This is a genomic window from Serratia odorifera, from assembly GCF_041448735.1.
Lineage (GTDB): Bacteria > Pseudomonadota > Gammaproteobacteria > Enterobacterales > Enterobacteriaceae > Serratia_F > Serratia_F odorifera.
In genome coordinates this window covers 1,302,585-1,319,192 of the sequence record NZ_JBGMUT010000001.1, presented here as the reverse complement: position 1 = coordinate 1,319,192, position 16,608 = coordinate 1,302,585, and the positions used below count along the sequence as shown (strand labels likewise).

Sequence of the window (16,608 nt, the reverse complement as noted above, 5' to 3'; positions counted from 1 at the left end):
AAGTGGCCGAACTTCTGCCCTGGAACGTGGATCTCCCCCCTAAATAACTGTCAATACGGCGCTGCCTTTACGCTTACAATCCCATTAACTGGAGAATTATAATGGTTGCTGCAATTAATACAGGAAAAGCCTATTCAGGATTCCGCCCAGCACTTGATTTATCTGATTCAATTTTAGATCCACAGGTGTTGTTTAATAATTACAAGACGCGTGTAACTGCTGATGGCGGACAGATACCAGATGAGCCTGGATGTCTAGAGCGTTTTAATTTTTTACTTTTGAATGCCATGTATGATCGGGCTGTTGTGTCAATTACTCCTGCGTATGGGGTTAAAATCGATTCAAATGGAAATGTTTTAACCGTGTATAATTTGCTTGGAGCCAATGGTGACTTAGTTGCTACGTCTCGCGGAGTACCACCGGTAGTCATGGGTTATGATGCTGCTTCTCGGTCGGTTAATGTCCGCATTACATCCGGAGGGGGTACGTGGTTGCAAAGTCGCAGTAATTTGCTCATACAAAAAGCTTCCACTTACCTTCTTTCAGGTTCAATGAGTGATAGTGATCGAGCAGATAATAATGGGTTAACGTATGGATATCCCATTAGCACGCTACCAATGGCTTATATGAGAACCATGATCACAAACAACCAAGCCATCACAGAAGCATGGCGTTATGGTACCCGTGACTCAGGATGGCCGGCCGATGTCGGCGGTGCGTTAGCTGCGGCAGCAACAATTTACGATGACTACGTGCCATCTGCCGGTTTATTTAATGTTACTGGCGGCGTGGTGTCTGGTTATGAACGTGGCAAGTTGACCACCCAAGTAAGCTCATCCACTGGGGCATTAGCGGATTTGAGAAATCGAACTGCACCTTTAGTTGTTGGCACCCCAGGCAGTACAACAACTGGGTGCTTTGGCACAATTCGTGACATTCTTCATCTCCACACTGCTGATGAATCAGATGCAGTTCTTGCATCTCGTCTTGGGATGTAGAGTAGGTAGTACTAACACGGGGCACCTATGGGGCAAAAAATTACCGCAAAACGATGCAACTACCCGTTATGTAGTGGCTCGGTTTGCGGTAATGCTCTGTTTTTTCCTTAGAACGACCTAGATTCCTATGGCTTTCTTTATATACACCCACCTATATTGAACAAGCCCAGTTGGGCGCGTTGAGCGACACCAACGACAGCCTTGCTTAAGGTTATGTAAATTAAGCCTCTGCGATGCGCCGTAGGCTTCATATTTTCAGCAATGTCCGGTAGTTTGGCGGCACCCTAAGCTCGGTTCAGAGTAAAAAATATGAAGATGGTGCGGCTGTTTGCCATTGCTGGAGCGCTGATTGTGCTCGTTTACTACCTTACCCACTCCTGACGCGTTGTTATGTATAAAACAGCGAGTTTTGCCAACAAAAAAGGCGCCATGGCGGCGCCTTTTTTATTGCGATGGGCTTAGCGGCCGAACAGGTCACGGCGACGCGGGCGAACAAACTGGGCGATCAGCACAATGACGGCTATGACCAGATAAGCGGCGAAAATGCCAACCAGCCACTGCGGCATCTCCAGGCTCAGAAATTGCCACTGACGCACAGAACAGTCACCCGACGCGTGGAATACTGCCGGCAGCCATTTGTCCAGCGGCAGCCATGAAGGGAAGCTGACGAAGAAATCACAGGTATTGAACGGCGACGGGTGTAGCTGGATCATGGTGTGTTTCCAGGCCAGTTGCACGCCTTCCCAGGCACTGTAAATCCACAGCAGGATGGCGGCGTAGCGCAGCGGCGTTTTCGGCGCGATCGCGCCAACCAGTGAAGCGCCAAGGATGCCAAACAGCGCGCAACGTTCATAGATGCACATGACGCAGGGTTGCAGCAGCATCACATGCTGAAAATAGAGCGCAACCAGCTCAAGCACCAGCGCCGTCAGCGCCATCAGTAGCCAAGCACCGCGCCCCTGCGAGCAACGGTTAAAAAATTGCAACATATCTTTGTTCTTCCATGCAGTAAGCAGTTGAACCGGCAGTGTAAACCAATTCAAACCGGCTGCCAGCATCTCATAGCTAAATCGATGCAAAATAAATCGCCGCAGCAAGCGTCCGTCGCTCTGGAGGCGCCTGCACTGTCGCGCTATACCATGGTGAAAGAACTGGATTTAATCCTGCAGGTGCCGATGATATCCGGCCGCCGACAGGAGATCGGCACCTGATGCCTTACGGGCATCGGCCATCAATCGGCAGGGCGCTGGCACCGGTCTCCTGGCTATACGTCGAGGGGCGGCAATCCCCTCAGCGCGGGTTTCATCGGCAGGATAAGGCAACCGCTGCGGTGACCTTGCCCATGGGGTATCGACCTATGGGGTGATAAGTCGGGATGGCTGTTTTTTGCTCTTAAGTAAAATATTTTTATAAAAATTAAAAAATGATTTAACGCAATAACTCCCATCGTGGCGCTGTGATAACGTGACCAGCAACTTTTACCACCAGCCGTATAAGGGATATCAATCGGTATTGACCGTTGCTATCGCCTGGAGGAGCCATGCCTTATTTCCTGTTAACTTTCGCCGCCTGTTTTTGGGGAGGCAATTACGTGGTGGGCCATCTACTGGTTGCACAAGCCGATCCGATCATCTTGTCCACCGCGCGTTGGTTACTCACGGCGCTACTACTGATGACGCTTTACTGTAATCAGGTCAGGCAACAATGGGCAGTGATGAAAAAAGCCAAGGGCACCATCCTGTTTTTAGCCCTGTGCGGACAGGTGCTATTCCCTCTGACACTTTATATCGGTTTACAGTACACCTCCTCATTGAATGCGGCGATCTACCTGTCGACCACGCCGGCGTTAGTATTGCTAATCAACAAGTTGATTTTCAAGGAACGTATTTCATCGCGCAATATTTATGGCGTTCTGCTCAGTTCACTTGGCGTGGTGTACCTGGTGTTGCAGGGCGATTTGCTGCACGTTGATAGCTTGAAGAATTTAAATCGTGGTGACGTCTGGACCATGGGCTCTGCCATCAGTTGGGCGCTTTACTGTGCATTCTTGCGCATAAAACCAAGGGAAATTACAGGCAATGCCTTTGTTGCCGTCAGTGCGTTGATTGGCGCGGCGATGCTATTACCGATACTGGCGTTCAGAGTTTGGCAGCCGGGTCAGCTGAATTTGGCGGTTTATCTGCAACCAGGATTCCTGGCAGGCTTGGCCTACCTGATCGTTTTCCCTTCATGGCTGGCCTATTTGCTGTGGAACAAAGGTATTCTGGCTATCGGTGCTACCCGCGGAGAAATCTATTCCCACCTGATTCCATTAAGCGGTGGCGTATTGAGCATTTTGTTCCTGCAGGTGCCGTTGCACGCATTTCATCTGGTCAGCGCGCTGCTGATTACCTTGGGCATTGCGTTATGTTCTGGGACCCAAAAAAGGGCGGCTGACCCATCGGCGCAGTCCGCGCACTCGGCAGATTAATGTTTGTCAGATCGCGTGACCTTGATGCCGATAGCGGCCGCACCGGCGATATAAGCCGGTGCAAGACCGCTGTCGCTATCTCAGGCGGCAGTCAGAGCCCGTTAGCCCAGGTGTACCGGCTGGCTGATCCAGTGCCATTGGGTTAACAGGTCGGTCATCGGTGCCAGGGTATATTCAACGCACAGCAGGCCGGTAATGGTCAGCACCAGCGTGTACGGCAATGCCATCCATACCATGCGGCCATAAGACAGGCGCACCAGCGGGGCGAGAGCCGAGGTCAACAGGAACAGGAACGCCGCCTGGCCATTGGGCGTGGCAACCGAGGGCAGGTTGGTACCAGTGTTGATCGCCACCGCCAGCATTTCGAACTGTTTGAGGGAAATGGCGCCGTTGGTCAGGGCGGCATGGGCTTCGTTGATGTACACGGTGCCGACAAAAACATTGTCGGATACCGAAGAAAGCAGACCGTTGAACAGGTAGAACAACACCAGCTGCGCCGACGGTTCGGCCTGCAGCACGAAGGTGATGACCGGCGTAAACAGATGTTGTTCAATAATGACCGCCACCACGGTGAAGAACACCGTCAGCAGGGCGGTAAACGGCAACGCTTCCTGGAATGCCTTGCCGATGGCGTGTTCGTCGGTCACGCCGCATAACGAGGTGGCGAGGATAATCACCGACAGGCCGATCAGACCAACTTCGGCCAGGTGCAGCGCCAGCGCCAGAACCAGCCAAACGCCGATCAACGCCTGGATCACCAGTTTGACCTTGTCCTGGCGACTGCGTTTTTCGGTCGCTTTGATGTCATAGTCTTTCAGCACCTCACGCACGCGTTCCGGCAACGTTGCGCCGTAGCCAAAGACGCCAAAGCGCTCAACCAGCAGGCACACCAGTAAACCGCAGACGAAAACCGGTAGCGTAACCGGTGCCATGCGCAAAAAGAAATCGCCGAAGGCCCAACCGGCGCTCTTGGCGATGATCAGGTTTTGCGGCTCGCCCACCATGGTCATGACGCCGCCCAGTGCGGTACCGACGCCGGCATGCATCAACAGGCTGCGCAGGAAGGCGCGGAACTGCTCCAGCGTTTGCTTGCGGTCTTCACCGTCAATATTACTGTCGTCACCAACGTCATGCTTACCGTCGGGTTGATTGGAGGCCACATTGTGATAAATCGAGTAAAACCCGGTGGCGACACTGATCACTACCGCAACCACCGTCAGCGCATCCAGAAACGCGGAAAGTACGGCCGCCGCCAGACAGAAGGCCAGCGACAGGCGCATTTTTGAACGAATATTCAGCAGCAGTTTAGTGAAGACGTACAGCAGCAACTGCTTCATGAAATAAATGCCGGCGACCATAAAGATCAGCAGCAGCAGGACGTCCAGATTATTGGCGATCTCCTCGCCAACGTGAGCAGGGCTGGTCATGCCGATAGCTACGGCTTCAATGGCCAGCAAACCGCCGGGCTGCAACGGGTAACACTTGAGTGCCATCGCCAGGGTAAAGATAAACTCCACCACCAGCAGCCAGCCGGCAGCGAACGGGCTGACCAGGAAAAAGACCAATGGATTGATCAATAAAAAGGCAATAATGGTCAGTTTGTACCAGTCGGGCGACTGGCCAAGAAAATTTTTTACTAGCGCACTGCGCGTTGTCATGTCCATGCTGCTTCTACAACCCTTTACCAAATAGTAACTGCTACCCTACCAATGCCACTTGCCGTGATGCAACCGAGACGGAAAATACCGACGAAAATTGGCACGCTTTGCTTTTTTTGCCTATTTTTTGCCAGGTTATGCACACTTTCGTTTATTGTTTTTCGCTCATGCTATGTCATGCCGGAGCGATCTGGTATGATCAGCAGACTACTAATTCTGATTATCGTCGCTACGGAACGTCAAAAACATGGTCATTAAGGCGCAGAGTCCTGCCGGTTTCGCGGAAGAATACATTATCGAAAGTATTTGGAATAATCGCTTCCCCCCTGGCTCTATTTTGCCCGCGGAGCGTGAGCTTTCTGAACTGATTGGGGTCACGCGCACCACGTTACGAGAGGTTTTGCAACGTTTGGCCCGTGACGGCTGGCTTACCATTCAGCATGGCAAACCGACCAAAGTGAACAACTTTTGGGAAACGTCCGGTCTTAATATTCTGGAAACGCTGGCGCGCCTCGATCATAACAGCGTGCCGCAGCTGATCGACAATCTGTTGTCGGTGCGCACCAATATTGCATCGATCTTTATCCGGGCGGCGGTACGCAACCATCCGGAACAGGCGCAGGAAGTGCTGGCAAAAGCCACCGAGGTGGAAGACCAGGCTGAAGCGTTCAACAAGCTGGATTATGAAATCTTCCGTGGGCTGGCGTTTGTTTCCGGCAATCCCATTTACGGTTTGATCTTCAACGGTCTCAAAGGCCTGTACACCCGCGTGGGTCGCTACTATTTCTCCAATCCGGAAGCGCGCAAGCTGGCGTTGAACTTCTACAGCAAGCTGTCGATGCTGTGCCATGAGAAAATGTACGATCAGGTGATGGATACGGTGCGTAATTATGGCAAGGAAAGCGGCGCCATCTGGCACAGTATGCAGGGCACCATGCCAAGCGATCTGACGGAAGCTCGTCGCTAGGGCAGGATTGGCAATCGAAAGGGGCGCACTGACTGGCGCCCCTTTTTTGTTGCGTTCAATTACAGCGTGTTGGGGCGCGGCGGGCAACGCTCCAGCAGTTCAATGCTGCCATCTTCGTTTTGCTGTTCCAAAATCACGTCGAACCCCCACAGGCGGTGCAGGTGCTTCATGACCTCGCGGCGGCTTTTGTCCAGCGGCGCACGCTCTTGCGGTACATAGCGCATGGTCAGTGAACGGTCGCCGCGCAGGTCAACGTTCCAGATTTGGATGTTCGGTTCGTGATTGCTCAGGTTGTACTGGGCTGACAATTCCTGGCGAATCGCCCGATAGCCGGCTTCGTCATGGATTGCCGCGATCTCCAGATAATTGTTGCGATCGTCATCCAGCACGGTAAACAACCGGAAGTCACGCATCACCTTCGGCGACAGAAACTGGCTGATAAAACTTTCGTCCTTGAAGTCCCGCATGGCGAAATGCAGGGTGTCCAGCCAGTCTTTGCCGGCGATATCCGGGAACCAGTAGCGATCTTCTTCCGTCGGCGACTGGCAGATACGTTTGATATCCTGGAACATGGCGAACCCGAGGGCATACGGGTTGATGCCATTGTAATAAGGGCTGTTGTACGGCGGTTGGTATACCACGTTGGTATGGCTGTGCAGGAACTCGAGCATAAAGCGATCGCTCACCCGGCCTTCGTCGTACAGGTGATTGAGAATGGTGTAATGCCAGAAGGTCGCCCAGCCTTCGTTCATCACCTGCGTCTGCTTCTGCGGATAGAAATACTGACTCACCTTGCGTACGATGCGCAGCACTTCGCGCTGCCACGGTTCCAGCAGCGGTGCGTTCTTCTCCATAAAATAGAGAATATTTTCCTGCGGCTCGGCGGGATAGCGGTGAGCCTGTTCCGGCGCTTCTTCCCGCTCGACGCGCGGCAGGGTTTTCCACAGCGAATTGACCTGGCTTTGCAGGTATTCTTCCCGGCTTTTTTGCCGAGCCTTTTCCTCCTGCAATGAAATTTTCTGTGGGCGTTTATAGCGATCGACGCCGTAACTCATCAATGCATGGCAGGAGTCGAGCAGTTTTTCCACTTCGACCACCCCGTAGCGCTCTTCGCATTCGCTGATGTAGTGGCGGGCGAACAGCAGATAATCGACGATCGAACTGGCATCGGTCCAACTGCGGAACAGATAGTTGTTCTTGAAAAATGAATTATGTCCATAACAGGCATGCGCCATCACCAGCGCTTGCATGGTGATGGTATTTTCTTCCATCAGATAGGCAATGCAGGGATTGGAGTTGATAACGATTTCATAGGCCAACCCTTGCTGTCCATGCTTGTAGCGCTGCTCGGTCTCGATGAATTTTTTGCCGAATGACCAATGGGTATAGTTGATCGGCATACCGACGCTGGAATAGGCATCCATCATCTGTTCGGAGGTAATCACTTCGATTTGATGCGGATAGGTGTCCAGTCGGTAATGCTTGGCTACGCGATCGATATGATCCAGATACACTTGCAGCAGCTCGAACGTCCAGTCCGGTCCATCGCTCAGACGTTTTTCATCCGTAATGTGATCATGTGTTGAAGTAGACATCAGCGCACCCCTCGTTATTAACGGGCCCGGCTCATAGCGGCGGCCCTGTAACAATCGTAGCTCAAAACCGGGCAGGGGGGATGGGTTATAAAACCTAAAAATTCAACGCACTGGCTCATCGGTCAAGGTCGTCCGATTTATGAGCGAATTTTTATGCTGACGCCGAGTGCGCTCCCTGGCAAATGATATTGCGATAAATAGGCTGTTTTATGGATTATTATTCTGCGGTTAATGGTGGCGATATTTTTATATTCTGTTAATGGCATGTTGCACGCTAGGCCAATTTACGATGATGACAATGCTGTCAATGCTAGCAAAAAAGACGGTAATTGGCCGGTTATAGCGGCTTTTGCCACAGGTTATCGCTATTTGTTGCCGTCTATTGCAAAACAATCTCAGTTGAACGATAAATTAATTGTGAAATCAGTCACGTTTGATGATTAATTTGTTGGATGGTTTTTTCCTCTGAGTTAATTTCCTGTAAGCAGAATATTATGCTTTATCATGCCTGGGGCCGGAGTCAACGATGCGAGTGTTAATTTTAGGTAGTGGGGTAGTCGGCGTAGCCAGTGCCTGGTATTTGGCGAAGGCCGGTCATGAGGTTACGGTGATCGACCGTCAATCGGGCCCGGCGATGGAAACCAGCGCCGCCAATGCCGGCCAGATCTCCCCCGGTTACGCCGCGCCCTGGGCCGCTCCCGGCGTGCCGTTGAAAGCAATTAAATGGATGTTCCAACGCCATGCGCCATTAGCGATTCGCCTGGACGGCAGCAGCTTCCAGCTCAACTGGATGTGGCAGATGCTGAAAAACTGCAATGTCTCCCATTACATGACCAACAAAGGGCGCATGGTGCGGTTGGCCGAATACAGCCGTGACTGCATCAAAGCACTGCGCCAGGAAACCGGCATTCAATACGAAGGTCGCCAGGGCGGTACCTTGCAACTGTTCCGTACCCAGCAGCAGTATGAAAACGCCGCGAAGGACATCGCAGTATTGGAAGATGCCGGTGTCCCGTATAAATTGCTCGATGCAGGCCAACTGGCAAGCGCTGAACCGGCGCTGGCTCAGGTTGCGCATAAACTGACCGGTGGCTTGCAGTTGCCGAATGACGAAACCGGTGATTGTCAGCTGTTTACCCAGCAATTGGCGGCGATGGCGCAACAGGCGGGCGTAACCTTTCTGTACAACCACAGCGTGGATCGCCTGCTGGTGGAGGGGGACAAAATTAGCGGTGTGCAATGTGGCGACCAGCTATTGACCGCCGACAGCTATGTGGTTGCCTTCGGTTCCTATTCCACCGCGCTGCTGCGTGGGCTGGTGTCGATACCGGTATATCCGTTGAAAGGCTATTCGCTGACTATTCCGATTACCGACGCCTCGGCGGCACCGTTTTCGACCGTGCTGGATGAAACCTACAAAATCGCCATTACCCGCTTCGACCAGCGTATCCGCGTTGGCGGCATGGCCGAGATCGTCGGGTTCAATACCGAGTTGGAGCAAAAGCGCCGCGCAACGCTGGAGATGGTGGTGCGCGATCTGTATCCGAACGGCGGCAACGTCGAACAGGCGACCTTCTGGACCGGGCTACGCCCGATGACGCCGGACGGCACGCCGATAGTCGGTCGCACCTCGGTGAAAAACCTCTACCTGAACACCGGTCATGGCACGCTGGGATGGACCATGGCCTGCGGTTCCGGCCAGTTGCTTGCCGATCTGATCTCAGGGACCACCCCGGCAATACCCTCCGATGATTTATCGGTGGCGCGTTACAGTGCGGGGTTTCGCAACTCACGTAGCGTTCCGTTGAAAGGCGTGCACCCAGTACGTTAATCCTCGCATTATTGCCGCTGGTTCCCGCCAGCGGCCCATAAATCCGGCCCGAAGGAGAGCCCATGCCCCGCCCGATTAGCGCTACGCTGCATCTTGCCGCGTTTGACAATAACCTGCAGGTGATCCGCCGCTTTGCGCCAACCGCCAAAATCTGGTCGGTGGTCAAGGCCAATGCCTATGGCCATGGGATTGACCGGGTATGGCAAAGCCTGGCGAACACCGACGGTTTCGCCCTGCTGGATCTCGCCGAAGCGGTGATGCTGCGTGACGCCGGCTGGCAAGGGCCGATACTGCTGCTGGAGGGTTTTTTCCAGGCGCAAGACCTGGCGCTGATTGACCGTTATCGTCTGACAACCGCCGTGCACAGTGACTGGCAGTTGGCGGCCATTGCCGGGGCGCAACTGTCGGCCCCGCTGGCGGTTTACCTAAAAATCAACAGCGGCATGAACCGTCTGGGGTTTGCGCCGGCACGACTGCCGCAGGTCTGGCAGCAGGCGCAACAGATCCGCAATATTGCGGCGATCACGTTGATGAGCCATTTTGCCACCGCCGATGGCCCGCAGGGCGTGACGCAGCAGATGGCGACCATCGATGCCGCGGCAGCAGCGCTACCCTTGCCGCGTTGTCTGGCCAATTCCGCCGCGACGCTGTGGCACCCGGCGACGCACGGTAGTTGGGTGCGGCCAGGTATTGTACTCTATGGCGCATCGCCGAGCGGCCAGTGGCGTGATATCGCCGAGACCGGTCTTCAGCCGACGATGTCGCTGCGCAGTGAAATCATCGCGCTGCAAACGCTTCAGCCTGGCGATCGCGTCGGCTACGGCTGGCGCTACGCCGCATCTGCCGTACAGCGCATCGGCATCGTGGCCTGCGGTTATGCCGATGGCTATCCGCGCCATGCCCCCAGCGGTACGCCGGTATGGGTGGATGGGGTGTTGACGCACACCGTAGGGACGGTTTCGATGGATATGCTGGCGGTTGATTTAACCTCCTGTCCACAGGCCAGCATCGGTACGCCGGTGGAACTATGGGGACGTCATCTGCCGGTGGATGAGGTGGCCGCCGCAGCCGGTACGCTGGGGTACGAGCTGCTGACGGCGTTGGCTCAGCGGGTGCCGGTGGTAAGCGGTTAACCGATCTTGTTCAACTGACCTTTGATCTGCTTGCTGCGCTGGCGCGCGTGCAGCGCCAGAGCACATCCTGCCAGCATCACCAGCGCCAGCGCCAGCTTGGGCTGCAACGGCAGCGCCATGGCCAACAAGCCCAGCGCGGCGCCGCCGGCCATCTGCACAAAACCGACCAGCGCCGATGCGACACCGGCCTCGTTGGAATACGGCTCCAGCGCATAGCTGGTCGCCGGCCCCATCATAAATGCCAAACCGGCGCAGGCGCTGGCGACCGGCAGCATATATACCAGCCAGTGGGTTTGTGCCGCCGGCGGCAATACCGCCACGCCGAGCAGCAGGCCGAGACAGCCAAGCCCCATCAACAGACCGCCGGTGGCCAGACAGAACGGCCGCCCGACCTTGCGAATCAGCCGGTTGGCGAAAAAACTCACCAGCATGATCCAGAAGCCGTTGGCGCCGAATACCAGCGAAAACTGCAACGGCGTTAGCCCGGCAGTGCCCATCAGCACATTGGGCGCCAACGAAACGTAGGTCAGCGCCATACCCATTGCGCCGGCGTTCACCAGCGAAAACGACAGAAAACGCCGTTGGCGCAAAATACCGGCATACTGGCGCAGCGGCAAGCTTTTAACCGGCAGCGTATCGGCCGGGCGGGTTTCCGGCAGGCGCAGGGCGATCAGTATCAATACCAGCAGCGCATAGCCGACCAGGAACCAGAACGGCGCGCGCCAGCCAAGGGCTTCTGCCAGCAGGCCGCCGAGCAATGGGGCGAGCGCCGGAATAATATTGAGCGTGCCATTCAGAAAACCAAAGGCGCGGGCGGCATCGTCGCCGTTCATGCGATCCCGCACGCCGCTAAATGCCACTACGGCGGTACAGCACACGGCAACGCCCTGCAACAGCCGCGAAGCGATAAACCAGCCAGGAGTGGTTGCCAACGCCGCCATCGCCGCGCCGATCATATAGATAACCACCCCGGCCAACGCGACCGGCTTGCGGCCATAGTTATCCACCAGCGGTCCGGCGATGATCTGGCCGAGTCCGAGCACCAGGATAAACAGCGAAATCGTCGATTGGATCAGCGCCTCGCTGCTGTTCAGGCCGACGGCAATCGCCGGAATGGTCGGCAGATAAAGATCGATGCCCAATGGGCCAAGCAACACCAGACTGAGAAGCAGTAACAGAAATTTTTGCATAACAAAAACAGCACATCCAAGTGACAAAGAGGGCTAGAGTAGTGGGTCTGGCGGCAAATGGAAAGAGCCGCCATGGCTGGCGTGCGGCCAGTCAGGCCGGAGAGCATCGAGCAAAGGGGGTTACGCTGGCGGAAGCGATGGACCTTTGCGGTAATACAATGCTGAAACCGCATCGGCGATGTAACGTGCCTGATGCTTGGCATCGTCCAGTGCCCGGTGTGGCGTGCCTTCAAACGGCCGGTCTTTTTTCGGGTTGAAACCGTGCAGTTCAGCCAGCGTAATTACCGTGCGGACATCCTGGGTATCCCAGAATTTCCACGGACAGGGCATGTCCAACTGCTGGTAGGCATGTTCGAGGATGGCACAATCAAACTCTTTGCCATTGCCCCAGACTTTGACGCTGTCGCTGCTGTTGATGTGGATAAACCGGCTGAAGCTGGTCAGCACCCGCTTGAGGCTGTCGCTGCCGGCAAACGCCAGTTTGCGTGCTTCATCCGACTGTCTGGCCCACCAGGCGACGGTATCCAGGCTGATGGTGCGCCCCGGCTGTGCCTTCTGGCTGCTGACGGCGGTTTCGAACTCGGCGCCCAACTGACCGGTACGTGGATCAAAGAATACCCCGGCGACGACCAGAATAACGGCACTCGGTTTGATATCCAGCGTTTCAATATCCAACATCAAATGATGCATTGGCAGATCCCAAGATTAATAACTTGCCACTATGGTACTACAAGCGCGGGATGACTGCGTGCTCGACCATGATTGCTCCCCAGCGCTCCGGCCAATGACACCGCCAGTAACGACAATAGCAACAGCGCGCAGGCCGGTGCCAATACCGTCCACGGCGCGCGTTCGAGATACGGCATGCCTTCGGCCAGCACCAATCCCCATTCGGCGCTGGGCGGTTGCGGCCCCAGGCCAAGAAAACTCAAGGCGGCCAGCGCCAGCGCAATACCCGGCAGCCGTAACATGGCATGACGCGATAGCGGGCCGATCACCGCCGGCAGCAGATAATGCGTCAGTCTACGCAGCGGACCGACGCCCAGTATCGGCAACATGCGAATATAGGGCTGTCGGCGGGTTTCGTGCAGCAACGCGGCACAGTGCGCGGCCAGCGGCGCCCAACTGACCAGCAACACCGCGCAGGCTGCGCCGTAGGATGAGGGACCGGTGACGGCGACAACCATCAATCCGGCGATAATCGGCGGCGTAGCGTTGGCGGTTTCGATGATGCCGCACAGCAGCCGTGGCATCAGGCCAAGCAATAATCCCAACAGCAGCGCACAGACGCTGACCGCCAGTGCCAGCAGGCTGGTATGCCACGCGCCGTAAGCCACCCGCGCCAGGATATCGCGGCCGGTGGCGTCGGCACCGAGCGGCAACGCCAGACTGGGCGGTTGCAGACGTAAATGCAGCGATGCCAGCGGATCGCGTAACAAACCGCTCAATATCAGCAGGCACAGAATGACCGCGGTAATGCCAACAACCAGATAACCGCCGTGGTGCACGGCTTCCGCCGGGCGGGTATTGGGCAGCGTGATGCCGCTACGTCCCAGGAGCAGGTAGTGTAACGTGTGTGCCAACAGGCCGGCGGCAAATGCGATGGCCAACAGCAATAACACGCCACACTGCAACGCCGGTAAATCCTGCGCGACGGCAGCGCCCAGCGTGGCACGCCCGAGGCCCGGAATGGCAAAGATCTTTTCTACCGCCACCGCTCCGCCGGTGAGGCCGACCAGTACCAGCCCCAACTGCGGCAATAACGCCGGCAGGGTGCGCCGAAACACCGCCAGCAGGCGCTGATGCCAGGGAATGCCGGCCAGGCACCAGTTTAATAACCAGCGCTCGCTGAAGGTTAGCGCCAGTCCGTCGTTGAGCAACAGGCCGAGCAGTCCGCCGGCGGGCAAGCCCAGCGCCAATGCAGGTAAAACCGCGTGTTGCCAACCTTGCCAGCCAAACGGCGGCAGCCAGCCTAACCAGACCGCGCCGACGATCAATAACAGCGTCGCCAACAGAAACTCTGGCAGAGCGGTCAGGCTGGTGGCGATAATGCCGACGGAGGGGCGGTTAACGCCGCGCAAGCCGCGCCATAGGGTTGGTACTGCCAGCAACAGGGCGATGGCCAGCGCAACCGCTAGCGCGTAGGCCATCAAGCTTAATGAAACGCCGGTGGCGCGTAGCATGCCAGGCAGTACCGGTTGGCCGGAAATCCACGAGTTGCCGGCATCGCCGTGCAGCAATCCTGACAACCAATGCCCCAACAGAGCCAAGGGGCCGTCTTCCAGCCCGTAACGCTGGCGTATGGCGTCCAATGCTTCAGGCGTGGCGATCTGATCCCCGGAGCGCGCGCGCAGCAGGCTCAGTGCCGGATCGCGTCCCGACAGCCACGGCAGTAATCCGATTAGCATCACCGTACTCGCTAATGCCAGTAAACGTGAACCCCAGGGCAACGCCGATTGCACTATATGCCTCATTGCGGCTGCACCACTCGCGATGCCGGCGTGATCAGCAGGCGCTCACGTGGATCGCGCGCCACCTGTTGCACGCCGGCGGCCTCGCCTTGAATCACCCGTTCATGCAGCAGTGGAATGGCCGCATGGGTTGCCAGTATGCGGCTTTCTGCCGCGATGATGGCCTGCCGCCGTTCGACGCCGGCAGGCAGGGCGGCAGCGTGGCCTAGTGCGGCATCAACCTGACTGTCGCACAGTTGCGCGAGGTTAAACGAACCCTGACAGGCAAAGTCGCTGTACAGATAAGCGACCGGATCGCCGGAGTCCAGCACGGTGGCGCGTGACAGGATGAATGCGTCGAACTTGCCCGCCAGCGCATCGGCTTCAATATGCGCGTATTCGCGGACTTCCTGTTTGACCACAAAGCCGGCGGCGGCGAGTTGCTGTGCCAGATATACTGCTACTTCAGGCAGTTCTGCACGATCGCTGAAGGTTGCCAGAGTGATAACGGCGCCGTTGGCCGACGCTGGAGGCGTGATGGGCGGTTGCGGCTGTCGCAGCGCAGCCGCCCAGGGCAACGCCGGGCCAAGCAGGCCAGCGGCGATGTCTGCCCGTCCTTCGTACACGTTTTCCACCAGCGGCTGGCGTTGAATCGCCGTCGCCACCAGCGCACGCAGCGCCGGGTCGCTAAACGTGCCGTACTGCGTATTGAGATACAGCGTATTGGTGCGCGGCATCGGAACTTGATGTACCCGGGGCGGATCGATCAGCGCCACCTGTGCCACCGGCACGGCTTCGACCACATCGGCTTCGCCGGTGCGCAGCGCGGCGGCGCGAGCGCTGCCGTCAGGCACGAAACTGACGTCAATTCCCGGTGCGGCGGCGCGCTGCCCCCAATAGCCGTCAAAGCGATCCAGCCTGGCGCTGCTGGTGCCGTTGACTGCGGTCAGTACAAACGCCCCGGTGCCGGCACGCAGCGGATTGACCACGCCGTTGGCGCCATAGGCGCGCTCGGCCAGTATCGCCAATTGCGGACTCGACAGCCGCTGGGGCAGCAACGGCTCGGGCGTCGCGGTGCTGACCATGACCGTATACTCATCGTCAGCCTTGACGTTGAGCTGTACGCCGTCAAGGATGCGCGGTTTGGGCGCAGCCTGCATGGCGGCAGTCAGAGAACGCACTACGCTGAGGGCGTTAAACAGCGTGCCATCGTGAAATCTGACGCCCTGACGCAACTGAAAACGCCAGCGGTGTGCGTCAATCTGCTGCCATTTTTCCGCCAGTGCCGGCGTGGCATCACCGTTAGCATTTAACGTTACCAGCGTTTCGGCAGTGCTCCAGCGTGACAGTTTAAAGGCGTCATCGCTCAACGGAGTCAGGCCGGATCGCGGTGGTTGCAGCATGGCTACCCGCAGGCGTTGCTCGCCGTCGTGGTTTTTGGGTTGTTGCGGTGGATCGAAACAGCCGCTTAGCAATAAGCTGCCGGTCAGCACACAGCCGATCGGGTTTGGTAAGCGCAGGTATGGCATCAACAGCTCCATGGTATTTCAGCAGGGGGACAAGGAACCGGCGGGATCGCGGCGATCAGCGCCTGGGTGGCGGTGTGACGTGGTGCCTGCAACAGCTCGGCGGTCGGGCGGTCTTCGACGATCCGACCCTGATCCATGACCAGTGTGCGTTGGCACAAGGCGCTGACCAGCGAAATATCATGCGAAACAATCAGCATACCCATTTTTTGCCGTTGGGCGAGGCTCGCCAGCAGGGTAATAATCTGCCGCCGCAGGGGCAGATCAAGCCCGCTCACTGGTTCATCGGCCAATAAAAATCGTGGCTGCACGACCATGGCGCGTGCCAGCGCCACCCGCTGCGCCTGGCCGCCAGACAGTTCGCCTGGCCGGGCTTGCATCAGTCGATCATCAAGCTCCACCTGGCGCAACGCCTGGGCAACGCGTGATGCCACATTGCCAGCATCGGTCAGTTGACGCAGCGGTTCGGCAATCAGCTGTGCGACGTTATGGCGTGGGTTAAGCGATGCCACAGCGTCCTGCGGTACGTATTGTACCAATCGCCGATACCAGCGCAGCTTACTGCCCGTTGCCGCAGCGATCGGCTGCCCCTGGCAGACGATGCGTCCACCATCGCAGGCATCGAGTGCCAGCAGCAGCTTCAGCAGGGTTGTTTTACCGGCACCGGAGCAGCCGACCAATCCGACGCGTTCATCAGCGCGCAGATTAATATTGCAGGGCCAAAGGCCGGTTTTGTGTCCATCATAAAGTCGGCTGACGTTTTGCAAACTGATAAATGACTCAAACATGG

Annotated in this window: 14 protein-coding genes; 6 read left to right on the top strand and 8 right to left on the bottom strand. The window is 56.7% G+C overall.

Annotated elements, in window-relative coordinates:
- Positions 1-101 precede the first annotated feature (101 nt).
- The gene (locus ACCC84_RS06155) at positions 102-998 is read left to right on the top strand and encodes a hypothetical protein (protein ID WP_371901653.1); all 897 of its coding nucleotides are present in this window, start codon (positions 102-104) and stop codon (positions 996-998) included.
- A gap of 458 nt (positions 999-1,456) precedes the next feature.
- Here ACCC84_RS06155 and dsbB read toward each other — a convergent pair whose 3' ends face one another.
- Complete coding sequence (gene dsbB, locus ACCC84_RS06150) at positions 1,457-1,987, bottom strand: disulfide bond formation protein DsbB (protein WP_039992705.1); 531 nt, start codon at positions 1,985-1,987, stop codon at positions 1,457-1,459.
- Positions 1,988-2,071: 84 nt separating this feature from the next.
- On the opposite strand from dsbB, the gene ACCC84_RS06145 reads away from it, so the two are divergent.
- Both ACCC84_RS06145 and ACCC84_RS06140 read left to right on the top strand, forming a co-directional pair.
- Positions 2,072-2,209, top strand: coding sequence for a hypothetical protein (locus ACCC84_RS06145; protein WP_004962223.1), 138 nt, complete (start codon positions 2,072-2,074; stop codon positions 2,207-2,209).
- 329 nt (positions 2,210-2,538) lie between these two features.
- Positions 2,539-3,468 (top strand): DMT family transporter, encoded by a 930-nt coding sequence (locus tag ACCC84_RS06140; protein WP_371901652.1) that lies wholly within the window; start codon positions 2,539-2,541, stop codon positions 3,466-3,468.
- A 101-nt stretch (positions 3,469-3,569) separates the two neighbouring features.
- Here ACCC84_RS06140 and nhaB read toward each other — a convergent pair whose 3' ends face one another.
- On the bottom strand, positions 3,570-5,132 hold the full coding sequence (gene nhaB / locus ACCC84_RS06135) for a sodium/proton antiporter NhaB (RefSeq protein ID WP_004962231.1): 1,563 nt from the start codon (positions 5,130-5,132) through the stop codon (positions 3,570-3,572).
- Positions 5,133-5,373: 241 nt separating this feature from the next.
- Here nhaB and fadR point away from each other — a divergent pair, with 241 nt between their 5' ends.
- On the top strand, positions 5,374-6,093 hold the full coding sequence (gene fadR / locus ACCC84_RS06130; RefSeq protein ID WP_004962234.1) for a fatty acid metabolism transcriptional regulator FadR: 720 nt from the start codon (positions 5,374-5,376) through the stop codon (positions 6,091-6,093).
- A gap of 59 nt (positions 6,094-6,152) precedes the next feature.
- Here the strand turns inward: fadR and ACCC84_RS06125 are convergent, their stop codons facing one another.
- Positions 6,153-7,688, bottom strand: a complete 1,536-nt coding sequence (locus ACCC84_RS06125) for a SpoVR family protein (protein WP_004962236.1) — start codon at positions 7,686-7,688, stop codon at positions 6,153-6,155.
- Between the two features lie 526 nt (positions 7,689-8,214).
- On the opposite strand from ACCC84_RS06125, the gene ACCC84_RS06120 reads away from it, so the two are divergent.
- Positions 8,215-9,519 (top strand): D-amino acid dehydrogenase, encoded by a 1,305-nt coding sequence (locus ACCC84_RS06120; RefSeq protein ID WP_004962245.1) that lies wholly within the window; start codon positions 8,215-8,217, stop codon positions 9,517-9,519.
- Positions 9,520-9,581: 62 nt separating this feature from the next.
- A complete protein-coding gene (gene dadX, locus ACCC84_RS06115; RefSeq protein ID WP_371901651.1) occupies positions 9,582-10,652 on the top strand; it encodes a catabolic alanine racemase DadX in 1,071 nt (356 codons plus the stop codon).
- Here dadX and ACCC84_RS06110 read toward each other — a convergent pair.
- The 5 genes from ACCC84_RS06110 to ACCC84_RS06090 form a co-directional block, all read right to left on the bottom strand.
- Positions 10,649-11,842, bottom strand: a complete 1,194-nt coding sequence (locus ACCC84_RS06110) for a Bcr/CflA family efflux MFS transporter (RefSeq protein WP_273869754.1) — start codon at positions 11,840-11,842, stop codon at positions 10,649-10,651. The genes dadX and ACCC84_RS06110 overlap by 4 nt on opposite strands.
- Before the next feature lie 120 nt (positions 11,843-11,962).
- A complete protein-coding gene (locus ACCC84_RS06105; RefSeq protein ID WP_273869751.1) occupies positions 11,963-12,532 on the bottom strand; it encodes a 3'-5' exonuclease in 570 nt (189 codons plus the stop codon).
- A gap of 29 nt (positions 12,533-12,561) precedes the next feature.
- Complete coding sequence (locus ACCC84_RS06100) at positions 12,562-14,316, bottom strand: ABC transporter permease subunit (RefSeq protein ID WP_050763122.1); 1,755 nt, start codon at positions 14,314-14,316, stop codon at positions 12,562-12,564.
- Entirely contained in the window at positions 14,313-15,821 is a 1,509-nt protein-coding gene (locus ACCC84_RS06095; protein ID WP_371901650.1) for an ABC transporter substrate-binding protein, read from the bottom strand. Before ACCC84_RS06095 ends, ACCC84_RS06100 begins: the two co-directional genes overlap by 4 nt.
- Positions 15,821-16,606, bottom strand: a complete 786-nt coding sequence (locus ACCC84_RS06090) for an ABC transporter ATP-binding protein (protein WP_371901649.1) — start codon at positions 16,604-16,606, stop codon at positions 15,821-15,823. Before ACCC84_RS06090 ends, ACCC84_RS06095 begins: the two co-directional genes overlap by 1 nt.
- Positions 16,607-16,608: the final 2 nt, after the last annotated feature.